A 15,036-nucleotide genomic window follows, 5' to 3' on the forward strand; every position below is an offset into this window, starting at 1 on the left:
GCCGCTGCTGCCCGCTACTGCGCCATCACGACGAAGACTTTGCGCAGGGTCTCGTGCACATGCCACTCGCCGGTGGTGTGCGCCGGAAAGAACAGCGTGTCGCCCGCGCGAATCTCCAGCGCGGCGCCATCGGTCGGCGTGAAGGTGCAGGCACCGGCCAGGATGTGCATGACCTCGGCGTTGGCCAGCTGGCGCTCGAAGCGGCCGGGCTCGCATTGCCAGATGCCGCTCTTGTTGTCACCTGCGCCGGCGAGCTCGACGTCGATGCCGCTCAGCCGGCAGGGTGGCTGACTCAGGGGGCGTGCGGGCGTGCCCTGGTCTTGCAGGCCGCCGATGGTGGCCGACTGGCGAAGGATGGTGATGCCCATGGTGCTCAACGTCCGGCCTCGACCGCAGCGGCCAGCTCGGCCAGCGTGTGGAAGTGGTAGTCGGGCACGGTGTGCTTCGACTCGATGGTGCCGCCCGAACCCTTTTGTGCATGCCGACGCTCGATCCAGCAGGTGGTGATGCCCAATTGCTTGGAGATGCCGATGTCGTGGTACTGGCTTTGCGCCACGTGCAGGTTGTCGGCCTGCTTGTAGCCCCAGGCGCCTTCGAAGCGGCCGCGGGCATAGGCGAAGTAGCGCGCGTCGGGCTTCTCGCACAGCGCGTCGTCGCAGCTCAGCAGCATGTCGAAGGGCGAGCCCAGGGTCTTGTCGAAATGCGCCAGTGCCCAGGCCTGGGCGTTGGTCATCGTCACCAGCTTGAAGCGCTTGCCGAGCCGCTTCAGCGCTTCCACCGAATCGGGGAACGCCGGCCATTGCGCGACCGAGTCGCGCAGGCCCTGCGCGATGGCGTCGGTATCGGGCAAGCCGAGTGCCGGCGCGACGGCGTGCCAGCAGCGCTCCAGGTCGTCGGGGTACCAGCCGGCGTTGCCGTCGGCGCGCGCGCGCCGGTAGGCGGCCAGGAAGTCGTCGTCGCTCACGTCGGCATCGGGCGCCGCGCTGCGCAGGTAGGCGAGCATGCCGCCCTCGAAATCGATCAGCGTGCCGACGACGTCGAAGGTGAGGACCTTGAAATCTTGCAGGGACATGGAAACGCTCCAGGGATGAAGAAGAGGACTTCATCGAGCATAGGTGCGCACCCTGCGAATGCCGGCCCGAAGTGGGGCCGCGTCACGGCACAGGATGCGGTTGTCGGCGCCGCGGTGGCATCTTCTTGCGCGGGCGGCGCTCAGTTCTCGCCGACGTGGCCCTTGTGCTGCGGCAGGTCGTCCGTGATCGTGAACCACGGCGCCTTCGAGCTGACGAAGATGTGCGCGGTCGGGCGAATCGCTGGCGCATCGACCAGTGTGCCCAGGGTGACGTGCACGAACTGGCCGTCGCGCACCACCGAATAGAGCAGCGAGCCGCACTTTGCGCAGTGAATGTCGCCCGCGTCCTTCTTGCCGTAGATCATCACCGCGTCTTCGCCCTGCGTAATGGCGAGCTTGCCGCGCTCGATGCCCGCGAAGGGCTTGAAGGCCGAGCCGGTCGCGCGCCGGCAGTCCGAGCAATGGCAGTTCAGGGCGTAGGCGAATTCATCCGCCACCTTGTAGTGGACGGCGCCGCAGAGGCACTTTCCCGCGAGCATGCGGCCGATGAAGAAGCTGCCTCAGCCCGCCAGGCCCACGAACACGTTCTGCACGTCGTCGTTCGCGTCGATGGCCGCCAGGAAGGTTTCGACTTCTTCCAGGTCTGTCGCGCTCAGGCTCGCCGGATCGACCGGGTTCTTGGGCTTGTAGCCCAGCTTGGCCGACAGCACGGTGAAGCCCTGGGCCGGCAGCGCGCGGCTCACGAGGTCGAGGTCGGTGGGGTCTGTCAGGAAGACCGCGGGGTGGCCTTCGCTGGCCGGTTCGAAGTCTTGGGCGCCGGCTTCGATGGCGGCCACTTCGGGGTCGGCGTCGGGTTTGGCGGGTTCGGCTTCGATCATGCCGACGTGGTCGAAGTCCCACGACACCGAGCCCGAGGTGCCCAGCTGGCCCTTGCGGAACAGCACGCGCATTTCAGGCGCGGTGCGGTTCACGTTGTCGGTCAGGCACTCGACCATCACCGGCACGCGGTGCGGCGCGAAGCCTTCGTACATCACATGCTCGAAATGCACGGCCTCGCCAGTGAGGCCCGCGCCTTTCTTGATGGCGCGGTCGAGCGTGTCCTTGGGCATCGAGGCCTTGCGCGCCTGCTCCACGACCAGCCGAAGGCGCGAGTTGGAGGCCGGATCGGCGCCGTTGCGCGCGGCCATCATGATTTCCTTGGCGAGCTTGCTGAACAGCCGGCCCTTGGCATTGGCCGCCAGATCCTTGTGTTTCGCTTTCCATTGGGCGCCCATGTCTGTTTCCTTGAATGTGTGTTGTGCGTGCGGCCGTGCCTGGCAGGCTCCTGGCTCTTTGCAGAAAGAAGGGCTGGATGACCGGATCGGGGCGACTACTGTAGCCTTCTTCCCATGACTGCTGCACACGAAAACCAGTACCCCACGCCGTTCGAGTCCGGCAACGGCAACCAGACCACCACCTGGGCCGAATGCATCGCCTTCTACGAGCGGCTGGCCGGACAATTTCCCGGCGTGCTGCGCTGGGGCGAGATCGGCGTGTCGGACACCGGTGTTCCCCTTCACGCCGGCGTGGTCACTGCCGACGGCGTGTTCGATCGCGACACGCTCAGGCAGCAGCGCCGCCCGGTGTTCTTCAACAACAACGGCATCCACCCCGGCGAGCCCGAGGGCATCGACGCCTGCATGGCGCTGGTGCGCGATTTCTGCACGCAGCCCGGGCGGTTGGCGGCGCTGGGCGACACGGTGTTCCTGTTCATTCCCGTCTACAACGTGGACGGCTGTATCAACCGGCAGAACACCTCGCGCGTGAACCAGCTCGGGCCCGAGTCGTTCGGCTTCCGCGGCAACGGCCGGCACCTGGACCTGAACCGCGACTTCATCAAGTGCGACAGCCTGGCCGCGCAGGTGTTCAACCGCTTCTTCACGGCGTGGGACCCGGACGTGATGGTCGACACCCACACCTCCAACGGCGCGGACTACAGCTACACCATGACGCTGATCCCGACCCAGCCCGACAAGCTGGGCGGCGGGCTCGGGCAGTTCCTGCGCGAAAGCATGCTGCCTGCGATCTACGGCGATATGGCGCAACGCGGCTGGCCCACCTGCCCGTACATGAACCTGCTGGCCGAGACGCCCGACGACGGCATCGAGGACTTCCTCGACCTGCCGCGCTTTTCCACCGGCTATGCGGCGCTGCACCACACCATCGGCTTCATGCCCGAGACCCACATGCTCAAGCCCTTTGCCGACCGCGTGGCTTCCATGCGGACGCTGGTCGATGTGGTGCTGGAATTCACCGTCGCGCATGCGGCGCAGATTCAGAATCTGCGCCGCGACGCCAAGGCTGCTGCAGCGCAGCAGGCGCGCTGGCCGCTGACATGGCGCAACGACCGCAGCCGGCCGGCGAGCCTTCGTTTCAAGGGCTATCGCGCGGTTCGCACGCCGAGCCGGCTCGGGAACTACGAGCGCCTGGCCTACGACCGCAGCCAGCCCTGGGAGAAAGACATCGTGCACTTCGACCGCTGCGTGGAAGACCTGGCGGTCGCGGCGCCCAAGGCCTACCTGGTGCCCCAGGCCTGGCGCGAAGTGATCGAGCGCCTGCAATGGAACGGCGTCGAGCTGCGGCGCCTGGAAGCGGACCAGTTGTTCGATGCGGCCCGGGTGTACCGCGTGCAGAGCGTGACCTCGCGCGCGAGCGCCTACGAAGGCCACATGTTCCATGACCAGCTGGTGCTCGCCACGCACACCGAGCGCTTCCAGGCGCGCGTGGGCGACGTGCTGGTGCCACTGGACCAACCCAACGCCCGCTACGCGGTCGAAACGCTGGAGCCCGAAGCCCACGACAGCTTCTTCCGCTGGGGCTTCTTCAATAGCGTGCTGGAGAAGAAGGAGAACTTCTCGGCCTATGTCTTCGAGGACACCGCACTCCAGATGCTGGAGGACGAGCCCGAGTTGAAGCGCCAGTTCGAGCAATGGAAGGCGGACCACCCCGAGAAGCTGTCTGACCAGCAGGCTGTGCTGGGCTTTCTCTTTGCGCACGGCCGGCGCCATGCGGAGCCGGGGTGGCAGCGCTATCCGGTGGTCGGGCTGATGTAGGCAGGTCGCGGCCCGGACAGCAGTTTTTTCCAAGTCCCGGCGGCGCATTGCGTCTAGGCTGCGGTCATCCTTCAACTCCTTTGGAACGACCAGACATGCGATCCAGCGACGCGCAACAGAAGACGGATGCCTTTCACCGGCTGCACGCCGGCCCTGATCCATTGGTTCTCGTGAATGCATGGGACGCCGCCAGCGCCCGCATCGTCGAGCGCGCCGGTGCAAGCGCCATCGGAACCACCAGCGCGGGCATGGCCTGGTCGCTTGGCTACGCGGACGGCGAGCGCATGCCCGTCAGCGAGCTGATCGCAGCCTGTGCGCGTATCTGCCGCGTGACAGGAGTGCCGGTGAGCGTGGACATCGAACAGGGTTACGGCGACAGCACGCAGGCGGTGGGCGACGTGGCAAGCGCGCTGATCGGCATGGGCGCGGCCGGCATCAACATCGAGGACGGCACAAGGCCGGGCACGCGCGAGCTGGCGGCGCCCGAGGTGATGTGCGAGCGCATTGCCGCCATCCGCAAGCTCGATGCGCGCTTTTTCATCAACGCGCGCACCGACGTCTACTTCGTGCCCTGGAACGACCCGATGGCACGATTCGAAGAGGCGCTGCGCCGCGCACAGCTTTATGCGGCGGCGGGTGCGGATGGCATCTTCGTGCCCGGCATGTCCAGTCTTGAAGAGATCGAACGGCTGGCGGGCGCGCTGAGCCTGCCGGTGAACGTGTACGCTGGCTATGCCGGCGCACCCTCGGCCGATGGCCTGGCACGCGCCGGTGCGCGGCGCATCAGCCTGGGTTGCGGCCCGCTGCAGTCGGCACTGGGGCTGGTAGACCGGATCGCCAAGGAGGCTTTCGAGCATGGCCGTTTCGGCACGATGGGCGAGGGCATGCTGTCGGTTGGCGAGATCAACGGGCTCTTTGCTGCCACTGCCTGAGCTCCTTGGCCCCATGGCGCGTTCGGGTACAGTGGGCGCCCCTTGCCGCAGCCGACCCCGCCCGAAACCAGCTCCCCGCACAGCATCCGCCTCGAGGCGGTGACGCTGGTGCGCGGCAACCAGCATGTCTTCGAGGGGCTGACGCTCAGCCTGCAGGAGACGCGCATTGGCCTGATCGGCGACAACGGGGCTGGCAAGAGCAGCCTGTTCCGCCTCATCAGCGGACTCGATCAGCCGCAGCAGGGGCGCGTGGTCGTGCATGGCTGCGACACGCAGGCCGACCGCAGGCAGCTGTCGAAGCACGTGGGCCTGATGTTCCAGAACCCCGACGACCAGATCATTTTTCCGACCGTGGCCGAGGAACTGGCTTTCAGCCTCACGGCGCGCGGCGAAACACGGCAGGCGGCGCGGCAGCAGGCGCGCGATTTTCTTGCGCAGCGCGGGCTCGAAGCCTGGGCCGGGCGCGCCGTGGGCGAGCTGAGCCAGGGGCAGCGCCAGCAGGTGTGCCTGCTGGCCTTGCAGATCAGCGAGCCCGCCACGCTGCTGCTCGACGAGCCCTTTGCCAGCCTCGACCTGCTGAGCCAGGCGCGATTGGCCGCGCAGCTCGAGGCGAGCGATCACCAGATCCTCGTGTCCACGCACCTGCTCGAACACGTCTACGACTTCGAACGCGTGCTGTGGCTCGAACAGGGCAAGGTGCGCGCCGACGGGCCGGGCCGCGAAGTGTGCGAGGCCTATGCCGAGAACGTGCGCGAGCGCGCTGCGGCAGAGCGGGGTCGCCATGCGTAGCCTCTATTCGGAGCAGCCGACGTGGATGCATGCGATTGCGGCGTGGGTCAAGCTCGCGGTGCTGTCGGTGTGCGGCACGCTGCTGGTGCTGGTCGAGCGGCCGGTGCATCTGGCCGTTGCCTGCGCGGTGGTGCTGCTGATCTTCGTCTCGCTCGGGCCACCTGCGTGGCGCCGGGTGCGCATGCTGGTCGGCGTGGCGATCGCTGGCGGGCTGATCGTCGGCTTCCACTGGGCGATGGGCACGACCCCGCTCGGCGTGGCCAGCGCATTGCGCCTTGCCAGCGCGGCCACGCTCGCGCTGATGCTCACGCTGACCACGCGCTTCGAAGACCTGCTGGCGGTGCTCGAAGCGGTGCTGCATCCGCTGCAGTGCCTTGGCGTGCCGACCGAGCGGATCGCACTGGGCCTTGGCCTGATGCTGCGCTTCGCCGAAAATTTCTATGTGCAGTGGCAGCGCCTCGACGACGCCTACCGCGCGCGTTCAGGCCACGGCGGCGGCCTGCGGCTGCTGGCGCCGCTGACCATCCGCACGCTGCAGACGGCGGAGCGCGTGGCCGATGCGCTCGCCGCGCGGCTCGGGCGCTGAGCTTCCTTCCTTTTCCTCGATTGCGATTGCCATGACCACCACTTCAGGCTCCCTCACTTCGTCCCGCTCCCTGTCGTACATCGCGCTGTTCGCAGCGCTGATGGCGGTGTTCGGCCTGATCCCGAAGATCGACCTGCCGTTCGGTGTGCCGATCACGCTGCAGTCGCTGGGCGTGATGCTGGCGGGCTGCCTGCTCGGGCCGCGCCGTGGCTTCCTGGCGATTGCGCTGTTCCTGCTCGCAGTGGCACTGGGCCTGCCGCTGCTGCCCGGCGGCCGTGGCGGCCTGAGCGTGTTCGTGGCGCCGGCCGGGGGCTTCCTGTTCGGCTGGATGTTCGGGGCCTTCGCCTGCGGCTTGCTGATGCGCCTTGCCGTGCGTCGCATGGCCGGGGGCACGGGCGTGGGGCTGCTGGTTGCGGCTTTTGTGTCGTCGGTGGTCGGCGGGATCGTCGTGGTCTACGGCTTCGGCATCGTCGGGCTTTCGTTGATCGCCCATATGTCGCTGCCGCAGGCCGCGCTGGCCATGCTGGTGTTCATTCCCGGCGACCTGATCAAGTGCGGCATCTGCGCGATGCTCGTGCAGACGGTGATGCGCGGCATGCCGGGCTGGCGGCTCGACCGCGACTGAGCTACTTGCCGCGTCGCCTGAACACGGTGGCCGAGAGGTAGTCCTTGCGCGGGCCGTGGACCGTGTGGCGGATGGTGAAGGAGCCGTCCGCCAGAAAGCGGTAGCTGCTGTCGTAGGTGTCGGGCGTGCACAGGTGCGTGGCCGAACCGGCGAGCGCATCGCCGTCGCGCACGATGCCGATGGCGTGGAACAGGCGCGGCGGGGTTTCGGCAAAGTGCACCACGAAGCCGCCCGGAGCGCGTTCGAAGAGGTACTCGCGGTGGCCGTCGAATTCCTTGCCGTCGGCAAGGCGGATCCGGCCCTCTTCGCGGTACTTCAACATCCCTGTCTCGAGCGGCGTGAACACGGCCGTGCCGGTCATGGAGGCCTGGCCCTCGATGGTTCGTTCCAGGTCCCATGCACCCACCAGCCTGTCGAAGACAGTGTCCGCAGTGCCCCAGGGGGGCGGGGATGGAAAGGCAGGGGCCGGCGCGCTCATGCAAAGACTCTACGACAAGCCCTGATCTCCCTTTGGAGCAGCTGATTGTTTCCACTTCGTGAACGCCGTGGTTCTTTTCTCTAAGGGTTTTTACTTAGACAACGGCGCACAATTCATCTCACAGACCGGCCCCAAAGCCGATCTGGGTGAACAGGGCCCCGAGCGAGGTGGCCGCCCCCGGAGGGACGGTGACCCACCCAAGACCGGTTCGAAATCATCCAAAGAACTGAAACGAATTGAAGGACATCCAAATGACCGCCTCTAAGCTCCTCTCCGCTATCTCCATCGCCCTGCTGGCCGCTGCCGGTGCCGCACACGCTGAAACGTATGAAGGCGTGCACCAAGTGACCTCGGCCGCCAGCCGCGCCGACGTTGCCGGCCAGGCCGTGGTTGCAGCCCATAGCGCCAACCCCTATGCCACCGGCGCCGACGCAGGCCCCGCTCGCGTGATCGTCTCGACGACCAGCCGTGCCGCCGTTCGCGCCGATGCAGTTGCCGCTGCACACAGCGCTGACCCGTATGCCGAAGGCGCTGCCGCTGGTGTCGCACCGGTCGTGGCAAGCACGGTCGACCGCGCCGCGGTGCGTGCCGCAGCCCGCGCTGCCGCTCGCGGTGACGCACTGCCGCTGTAATCAGTTCCCCGACAGGGGCTGAGACAAAAGGCCGGGCCATGCGATGCATGGCCCGGCCTTTTTGCGTCTGGCTTGCTGCGCCTGGTCAGCGCGCGGGCAGCGGCCGCAGCGCGGCGATGAGGAAAGGCGCGTTGTCGTCGTCGGTCGGGTCGTGCAGTTCGACGAACCATTGCGCGGCGTCGCCGTATCCGGAGCCTGCGCTGAGTTCGCAGGCATAGAGCAGCCTTCCTGCCCGCGCATCCTCCCGGGACGCGATGGCTTCATCGCAACACTCATCGACCAGCGACCGCGTGCCATCGGGCGCACCGACGAAGGACCGCCGCATCAGCCGCATGACGATGCGTTCCGGCGCCACTGTGCGTTCGCCTTCCCGCGCAACGGTCACCGTCGCACGCAGCCGAAGTTCGAACGGCTCGCCGACGCGAAAGCCTTCCCCGCGCTCCAGCGACATGCCTTCAAGCGCCACGCGCACCCGGCGGCGCTCGCGCAGCCTCGTGACGACGAGCAGCACCGCCGACACCGAGAAGACCCCGAAGAACGGCAGCCCCACCGCCAGCCAGAGCCATTGCCAGCCACCGGCCAGCGCCCAGGTCATTGCCCGCAAGCCGAAGACCGCCATGAACACCAGCACCGCGAGCGCGACCAGCCACGCGGCCCAGTCGGCGGCCGACTTCGGCGCGCGTTCCGTGGCCTGCGGCGCGCGCGAGGTCCATTCGGTGGGCAGCCTTTCGTCGTCCGGCTGGGCGATCGGGTCGATGGATGAATGGCGCTGCAGCATGAAGAGCCGCCGAGCATAGCCAGTCGCGCAGCAAGCAGGCAGCACCACGCCGGTGCGGCTCCCGGCCATGTGGCGGAGCCGCCTTCGCCAAAAGGCGCATTGCCTTGCCACGGCGCATCCTTCATGATTGCGCGGCGCGGAAGGGGTGGCCGCAAGTCTTCATGCTTTCGCATTAGTGCGTCATCGTGGTGCGGCCGGGTGAAAATACGAGCACGCTTCCGTCAGGAAAAAAGAAAGCATGATCCCGTTGCAGCCGAGGCGGCAACCCAACACGCATGGCCCTTACTCTCGACCCCGAAGACACGCGCGGACGCATCCACGACCTGGTGTGGAGCGGCTTTTATCCCGACGCCGATGTCGAATGGCTGATCACCGACGAGTACCTCGATCCTGATGAGGTCACCACCGAAGACCGGGCCTGGGTCAAGGCCGAGGCCGCAAGTGCATGCGCCGCCAAGCGCGCGGCCGAGGCCGGGTGGCCCGCGCAGACCGAATACGACCGCCTCGAAGCCGTGTTCGCGCAGCTGCGCAGCGAGAAGATCATTGCGCTGCACCGCGCAGGCAACACGCTCGCCGATGGCCACGACGACGTGCGCGAGCAATGGCGCGCCGCGGGCCGCATGGACTCGGGCATTCGCGGCTGCTGCTTCTATCACGCGCAAGACCTCGATGCGGCAGTGCGCACCGGCCGCCTGCACCTGGCCTTCAGCGGCGGCATGATCCCCGAGATCGAGCAGCGCGAAGCCAACACCGTGGTGGTGGGCCATCGCATCGCCGAGCTGCTGCGTGCGGCCGGCTTCGGCGTGCAATGGAGCGGCAACATCGACCAGCGCATCGAAGCCGACCTCGGCCAATGGCGCAAGCGCGGCCCCTCCGCGTGAGCGTGCAGCAGGCCTGGCAGCCGCCGCGCCGCATCGACGCGATCGATTTCTGGCTGCGCTCGCGGCTGCTGGCCACGGCCCATGCGTTGCGCGAGACGCTGCGACCTTCGGCCCGGCGCTGGCATGGCGGCGACAACGCACTGGCCGACGCGCCGGTGCTCGCGCAATACCGCACTCCCTTGTGGTCCGACGACCGCGCCGAAGAATTTCCGCTCGTGGCCGGCAAGGTGCAGAACCTGCGCGTGGCGCGCCGTGCCTTCGATGCCATCGAGGTGCCGGCAGGCGAAGTGCTGAGCTTCTGGCGCCAGCTGGGGCGGCCGGGCGCATGGCGCGGCTTCGTGCAGGGCCGCGAGCTGCGCGGCGGTTGCGTAGTGCCGACGCTGGCCGGCGGGCTCTGCCAGCTGTCGAACGCGCTCGCCACCGTGGCGGTGCGCGCGGGCTTCGAACTGGTCGAGCGCCACGGGCACACGGCGCGCATCGAGCAGGCCGGCGCGGCCGACGGTGACGCGGTCGATGCGACGGTGTTCTGGAACTACGTCGATCTCAAGCTGCGCGCCAAGCATGCGTGGCGGCTCGAAGTGGAATTGACCGATAGCGAGCTGGTGCTGCGCATCCGTGCGCGTTCTCCGCTGGCGGCACTGGCTGCGCCAGTCGTGCTGCGCCGAACGTATGACGACGCGGGCGCAGCACTGCCATTGGCGCGCGGTTGCCTGAGTTGCGAACAGGTCACGTGCTTTCGCCATCGTCCGCAGGTCGACGTCGGCCCCGAGGGCCGCGCGGCGGTGCTGGTCGATGGCTGGACGCCGGAGTTCGCCCGCTACCTGCGAGAGGAACATCCACACGCGCAGCGCCTGCAGCCGGCGCCGCTGCGGCTTGCGTTCTGGCGTCTGCCCGCGACGGGCTGGCACCGTGAGACCGCAGTGCCCGCGCAGACACTGTGGGCCGTGAGCCTGCGCCGCGCGCTGTGGCAGCGGCTCTGGGCGCGGCATGCAGGCCGGCGGCAGGCGAGCCTGATCGACGGCCAGCGCTGGCTTGCGCGCGCCCTGGCAAGCCGCCTGACGCCGGAGCACACGGAGCTGGTGGTCGAGCAGGCACTGCTGCCGCACCTGCAGCGCATCGGTGCGCTCGACGGGCGCCGCGTCACCGTGCTGGCCAGCGCGTTGCCGATGGCCGAAATCGAACATCGGCTCGATGCCGCGGCCCGGCACTGGCCCGGTGACGGAGCGCTGCGCGACTTTCGCGCCGATCCGTCGCTGGTGCGCACCGAGACGCTGGCGCTTGCCCGTGCGAAGGCCGTGGTCACGCCGCATGCAGATGTCGCCCGGCAGCTCGCCAAGCTGGCACCGCAAGCAGCATTGACGCAGCTCGACTGGATGCTGCCCCCGGTCAAGGCTGCTGCTTTCATCGAACGCAGGGGGCCGCCGCTCGTCGTGTTCGCCGCAAGCGCACTGGCACGCAAGGGTGCGCGCGAACTTGCCGCGGCGCTGCAAGGCTGGCCGTACCGGCTGCGTGTGCTGGGTGCGCCTTCGGATGACGCGCAGCTCTGGCGCGGCATCGCGCACATCGAACACATGAACTGGCAAGGCGACTGGCTGGCCGGCGCCAGTGTCGTCGTGCTGCCCGCGCACGTCGAGCACGCACCGCGCGCGGTGCTGCGCGCCGTGGCGGCCGGCGTACCCGTGGTGGCCTCGACCGCATGCGGCCTCGCAGGCTTGACCGGCGTGCGCGAGGTAGCACCGGGCGACGTCGAGGCCCTGCGCGCCGCATTGCAGGCTGCTTGCATCCCCTGAACGGAGAGGACAGATGGCATCGATCGAACAGGCCCGCGCGGCGCTGGCTTCCCATGGCGCGCTGGCGCCGCAGTCCGCCGCCGAGCATTGGCGCGGAGAGATCCCTCTGCCGGCCGCCATCGAAACCTTCTACGCACAGGTCGGCCCGCTCGGCGAGTGGATCAACGACCGCGTGGGCCATGCGGGCCTCACGGTGCCGACCGCCGGCAACCCCTTCAGCATTCCGACGCTCGCGCGGCTGTGGGAGCTGCAGGCCGGCTATCGCTGGCACGGCATCACCGGCGAGCGCATTGCCGACTGGCCCGATCACTGGCTGGTGGTGGCCGACCAGGGCGCGGACCCCTTCATCTTCGACCTGAACACAGGCGCGATACAGTTCGCCCGGCATGGCGAGGGTGTGTGGAAAGACGATGCACCGATCTTTGCCGACATCCTCGAGATGGCCGCGTGCCTCGGCACTATCGGCCAAGTGTGGGACGAGGCGGGCGAGGACATCTTCATGGACGACGATTCCGTCAACCCGGTGCACCGCGCGCGCCTGATCGAGCGGCTCACGCCGCTGATTGGCGCCAGCGAGGCCGGCGACATCGCGGACCTGTTCGACTGGTAGTCAGCTGGCGCGTCGCAGGAAAAACAATACGGGAGCAGCACTTCAATGACCATCGACCTCCAGACGCTCAAGTGCGGCGAATGCGGCAGCAGCGTGCTCAAGCGCACCGGCCTCAACGAATACACCTGCGACCACTGCGGCTCGGTCACGCTGGTGGAAGACAACGTGTCCGACCGGCTGGAGCGCGTGCTCAACCAGGTGAAGAACGAAGCCGGCCGCCGGCTCGCGGCTGAAGAGGCGCTGAGGCAGAAGCTGATGCTACGCAAGGTCGGCATAGCCATAGCCATCCTGCTGGGCGTGGTGCTGGTGTTTCGCGTGGTCGGGTTGTTTCTCTTCGACTCCCGCGACGCCGCATCCGGTGCACCGCGGTCCGTAGTGGCCGCTGCGGTCGACCGCACCATTCCCGTCGATGGCCTGAAGCTCAACGAGCCGCGCCAGGTGCTGGTGGGCAGCGGCAGTTCGGCCATGCCCAAGCTGCTGGTGGTGGCGCGCAACGAAACCGGCAAGTCGCTGTCGCGCGCGGGCATTCGCGCCACGTACTACGACGGCGACAGCAAGCTCGACGAGCGCAGCGAGATGCTGCCGGTGTCCGTGCTGGAGCCCGGCGAAAGTGCGCCCGTGTTGATCGACATGCCCAGCGGCAAGAACGTCACTCGGCAGGAGCTGCGCGTGCAGAAGCTGGCCGAGCCCTACAGCGCGGTGCAGGGGCCGCGCATGGCCTTCTCGCGCGTGCGGCTCATCCAGCAGGGCGAGCGCGTGCGGCTGGTGGGCCGCATCGCCAACGACCGCAAGGACGCCACGGTGCTCGGCGGCTTCGAGGTGCTGGTCACGCTGTACGACGACGCGGGGCAGGTGATCGGCTTCGGCCACGGCTACGGGCAGGCCAACGAGATCCAGCCGGGCACGCGGACTTCGATGGACGTGAGCATCGCGCGCTTCGGCCGCGCGACGGCCATCGCGGCATGGGACTACCGCATCGGCTACAGCACGGTCGAGTCGTCGGGCACGCGCACGCCGGTGCTGAATGCCGACCGCGTGATCCGCACGGTGGGCGGCCCCGAGTCCTTCAACCCCGAGCTGCGCCTGGGCACCGACGACCTGCTGGCCGACGACAGCGAGCGCTTCGACGACAAGCAACTCGAACTGCTCCCGCTGGTGGACGGGCGCAACAACATCCAGCAGCGGCTGTTCCTGGGCGAGCTGGTGAACCGCAGCACCGATGCAGTGGTGCTCGCGCCGGGCGGCGTGATCTCGCGCTTCAGCGGCAGCAAGGCGCATGGCACTACGAACATCACGGGGCTGGCGTACCTCTATCCGGGCGAGCGCTTTCCGATCTTCCTCGAGCCCGAGGACATGGAGCGCATCACCGCGACTCGCATCGAATGGAAGCCGATGCGCCGCGCGGCATTGCCGGGTCCGCGCAAGCCGCTGGAGGTGAAGGTGACGGGCACCAAGGCCGAGACCGGCAGCGTGCTGCTCAACTTCAGCCAGCGCTTCACCTACAAGAGCGTGGAAGTCACGGGCAGCGTGAAGAACCCGGGCACGGGCATCGTCGGCAAGGTGCGGCTGTGGGTCAGCCTGCGCGACCGCAACGGGCAGCTCACGGGCTTCAAGCTGGTGGAGAACCTGCCGGCCATCGCGCCGGGCGAGAGCGTGCCGTTCCAGGTGAACGTGGAGCAGAACGGCCGCGACTTCGCGAGCGTGACGACGCTATACCAAACCGAATAGCCCCTCGGGCGACGGCGTTGGGCGGTTCGCGCCATGATCGCGGCCATGATTCCGTTATCGATCCTCGACCTTTCCCCGATCACCGAGGGCAGCGACGCCGCGCAGTCGTTCCGCAACTCGCTCTCGCTGGCGCAGCATGGCGAGAAGCTGGGCTACACGCGCTACTGGCTGGCCGAGCACCACGGCATGCCGGGCATTGCGAGCGCGGCCACTGCCGTGCTGCTGTCGCATGTAGGGGCGGGCACTTCCACCATCCGCATCGGTGCAGGCGGCGTGATGCTGCCGAACCATTCGCCGCTGGTGATTGCCGAGCAGTTCGGCACGCTGGAATCGCTGTACCCGGGGCGCATCGATCTGGGCCTGGGGCGCGCGCCCGGCTCCGACCAGCGCACCGCGCGGGCCTTGCGGCGCAACCTCGAATCGGACGCGGACCAGTTTCCGCAGGACGTGATCGAGCTGATGGACTTCATGTCGAAGACGCCGCAGCAACCGGTGCGGGCCGTGCCCGGCGCGGGGCTCGAGGTGCCGGTGTGGATCCTCGGCTCCAGCACCTTCGGCGCGCAGCTCGCGGCGCACCTGGGGCTGCCCTACGCCTTTGCCTCGCACTTCGCGCCGCAGCAGATCATGCAGGCCATCCAGATCTATCGCGAGACCTTCAAGCCGTCGGCACAGCTGCAGAAACCGTATGTGATGCTGGGCTTCAACGTGTTCGCGGCCGACACCGATGAAGAGGCCGAGTTCCGCGCCACCTCGTGGCAGCAGGCCTTCGTGAACCTGCGCAGCGGGCGGCCGGGGCGCCTGCCGCCGCCAGTGGAAAACTATCGTCAGAAGGTCGGGCCCGCGGAGAACGCGCTACTCGACTCGGTGCTGTCGTGCTCCGCGGTGGGCTCGGTCGAGACGGTGAAGAAGGGCGTGGAAGCGTTCGTCGCGCGCACCGGCGCCGACGAACTCATGATCACCTCGCAGGTGTTCGACCACGCGGCCCGGCTGCGCTCTTATGAGCTGCTGGCCAACGCGTTCGGACAGACGCCGAAGCAATAGAG

General features: G+C 68.0%; 17 protein-coding genes. 11 read left to right on the forward strand and 6 right to left on the reverse strand.

Annotated elements, in window-relative coordinates; all coding sequences use genetic code 11:
* Nucleotides 1-14: 14 nt before the first annotated feature.
* The 4 genes from AC07O3_RS28305 to AC07O3_RS28320 all read right to left on the reverse strand — a co-directional run bounded on the left by AC07O3_RS28305 (nt 15) and on the right by AC07O3_RS28320 (nt 2,346).
* Nucleotides 15-368, reverse strand: a complete 354-nt coding sequence (locus AC07O3_RS28305) for a cupin domain-containing protein (protein ID WP_093076905.1) — start codon at nt 366-368, stop codon at nt 15-17.
* A 5-nt stretch (nt 369-373) separates the two neighbouring features.
* Nucleotides 374-1,072: an HAD-IA family hydrolase gene (locus tag AC07O3_RS28310; RefSeq protein ID WP_495340873.1), complete on the reverse strand. Its 699-nt coding sequence runs from the start codon at nt 1,070-1,072 to the stop codon at nt 374-376.
* Nucleotides 1,073-1,212: 140 nt separating this feature from the next.
* Nucleotides 1,213-1,611, reverse strand: a complete 399-nt coding sequence (locus AC07O3_RS28315) for a GFA family protein (RefSeq protein ID WP_495340874.1) — start codon at nt 1,609-1,611, stop codon at nt 1,213-1,215.
* Between the two features lie 21 nt (nt 1,612-1,632).
* Nucleotides 1,633-2,346, reverse strand: coding sequence for a YebC/PmpR family DNA-binding transcriptional regulator (locus tag AC07O3_RS28320; protein WP_093053924.1), 714 nt, complete (start codon nt 2,344-2,346; stop codon nt 1,633-1,635).
* A 114-nt stretch (nt 2,347-2,460) separates the two neighbouring features.
* On the opposite strand from AC07O3_RS28320, the gene AC07O3_RS28325 reads away from it, so the two are divergent.
* The 5 genes from AC07O3_RS28325 to AC07O3_RS28345 all read left to right on the forward strand — a co-directional run bounded on the left by AC07O3_RS28325 (nt 2,461) and on the right by AC07O3_RS28345 (nt 7,096).
* Nucleotides 2,461-4,164, forward strand: coding sequence for a M14 family zinc carboxypeptidase (locus tag AC07O3_RS28325; protein WP_495340875.1), 1,704 nt, complete (start codon nt 2,461-2,463; stop codon nt 4,162-4,164).
* Nucleotides 4,165-4,259: 95 nt separating this feature from the next.
* On the forward strand, nt 4,260-5,096 hold the full coding sequence (locus AC07O3_RS28330) for an isocitrate lyase/PEP mutase family protein (RefSeq protein ID WP_495340876.1): 837 nt from the start codon (nt 4,260-4,262) through the stop codon (nt 5,094-5,096).
* Nucleotides 5,097-5,138: 42 nt separating this feature from the next.
* Entirely contained in the window at nt 5,139-5,885 is a 747-nt protein-coding gene (locus AC07O3_RS28335) for an energy-coupling factor ABC transporter ATP-binding protein (protein WP_093076914.1), read from the forward strand.
* Entirely contained in the window at nt 5,878-6,471 is a 594-nt protein-coding gene (locus AC07O3_RS28340; protein ID WP_495340877.1) for an energy-coupling factor transporter transmembrane component T family protein, read from the forward strand. The genes AC07O3_RS28335 and AC07O3_RS28340 overlap by 8 nt, the downstream gene beginning before the upstream one ends.
* A 31-nt stretch (nt 6,472-6,502) precedes the next feature.
* Complete coding sequence (locus AC07O3_RS28345; RefSeq protein ID WP_495340878.1) at nt 6,503-7,096, forward strand: biotin transporter BioY; 594 nt, start codon at nt 6,503-6,505, stop codon at nt 7,094-7,096.
* A 1-nt stretch (nt 7,097) separates the two neighbouring features.
* Here the strand turns inward: AC07O3_RS28345 and AC07O3_RS28350 are convergent, their stop codons facing one another.
* A complete protein-coding gene (locus AC07O3_RS28350; RefSeq protein ID WP_495340879.1) occupies nt 7,098-7,574 on the reverse strand; it encodes a DUF6314 family protein in 477 nt (158 codons plus the stop codon).
* 251 nt (nt 7,575-7,825) lie between these two features.
* Here AC07O3_RS28350 and AC07O3_RS28355 point away from each other — a divergent pair, with 251 nt between their 5' ends.
* Nucleotides 7,826-8,206: a helicase SNF2 gene (locus AC07O3_RS28355; RefSeq protein WP_093053935.1), complete on the forward strand. Its 381-nt coding sequence runs from the start codon at nt 7,826-7,828 to the stop codon at nt 8,204-8,206.
* Between the two features lie 85 nt (nt 8,207-8,291).
* Here the strand turns inward: AC07O3_RS28355 and AC07O3_RS28360 are convergent, their stop codons facing one another.
* Nucleotides 8,292-8,984 (reverse strand): hypothetical protein, encoded by a 693-nt coding sequence (locus AC07O3_RS28360; protein ID WP_495340880.1) that lies wholly within the window; start codon nt 8,982-8,984, stop codon nt 8,292-8,294.
* A gap of 275 nt (nt 8,985-9,259) precedes the next feature.
* Between AC07O3_RS28360 and AC07O3_RS28365 the strand changes: the two genes are divergently transcribed.
* Genes AC07O3_RS28365 through AC07O3_RS28385 form a run of 5 tightly spaced genes read left to right on the forward strand, consistent with a single transcriptional unit; the run spans nt 9,260 to nt 15,034 of the window.
* Nucleotides 9,260-9,865 carry a DUF6891 domain-containing protein gene (locus tag AC07O3_RS28365; protein WP_495340881.1) on the forward strand — a complete coding sequence of 202 codons (606 nt, stop codon included), beginning with the start codon at nt 9,260-9,262 and terminating at the stop codon, nt 9,863-9,865.
* Complete coding sequence (locus tag AC07O3_RS28370) at nt 9,862-11,655, forward strand: VanW family protein (RefSeq protein WP_495340882.1); 1,794 nt, start codon at nt 9,862-9,864, stop codon at nt 11,653-11,655. The genes AC07O3_RS28365 and AC07O3_RS28370 overlap by 4 nt, the downstream gene beginning before the upstream one ends.
* Before the next feature lie 13 nt (nt 11,656-11,668).
* Complete coding sequence (locus tag AC07O3_RS28375) at nt 11,669-12,265, forward strand: hypothetical protein (protein WP_307615375.1); 597 nt, start codon at nt 11,669-11,671, stop codon at nt 12,263-12,265.
* Nucleotides 12,266-12,310: 45 nt separating this feature from the next.
* Nucleotides 12,311-13,993 carry an FxLYD domain-containing protein gene (locus AC07O3_RS28380; RefSeq protein ID WP_495340883.1) on the forward strand — a complete coding sequence of 561 codons (1,683 nt, stop codon included), beginning with the start codon at nt 12,311-12,313 and terminating at the stop codon, nt 13,991-13,993.
* Between the two features lie 45 nt (nt 13,994-14,038).
* The gene (locus AC07O3_RS28385) at nt 14,039-15,034 is read left to right on the forward strand and encodes an LLM class flavin-dependent oxidoreductase (protein ID WP_495340884.1); all 996 of its coding nucleotides are present in this window, start codon (nt 14,039-14,041) and stop codon (nt 15,032-15,034) included.
* Nucleotides 15,035-15,036: the final 2 nt, after the last annotated feature.

It is taken from the genome of Variovorax sp. GW821-FHT09D05, from assembly GCF_059416325.1.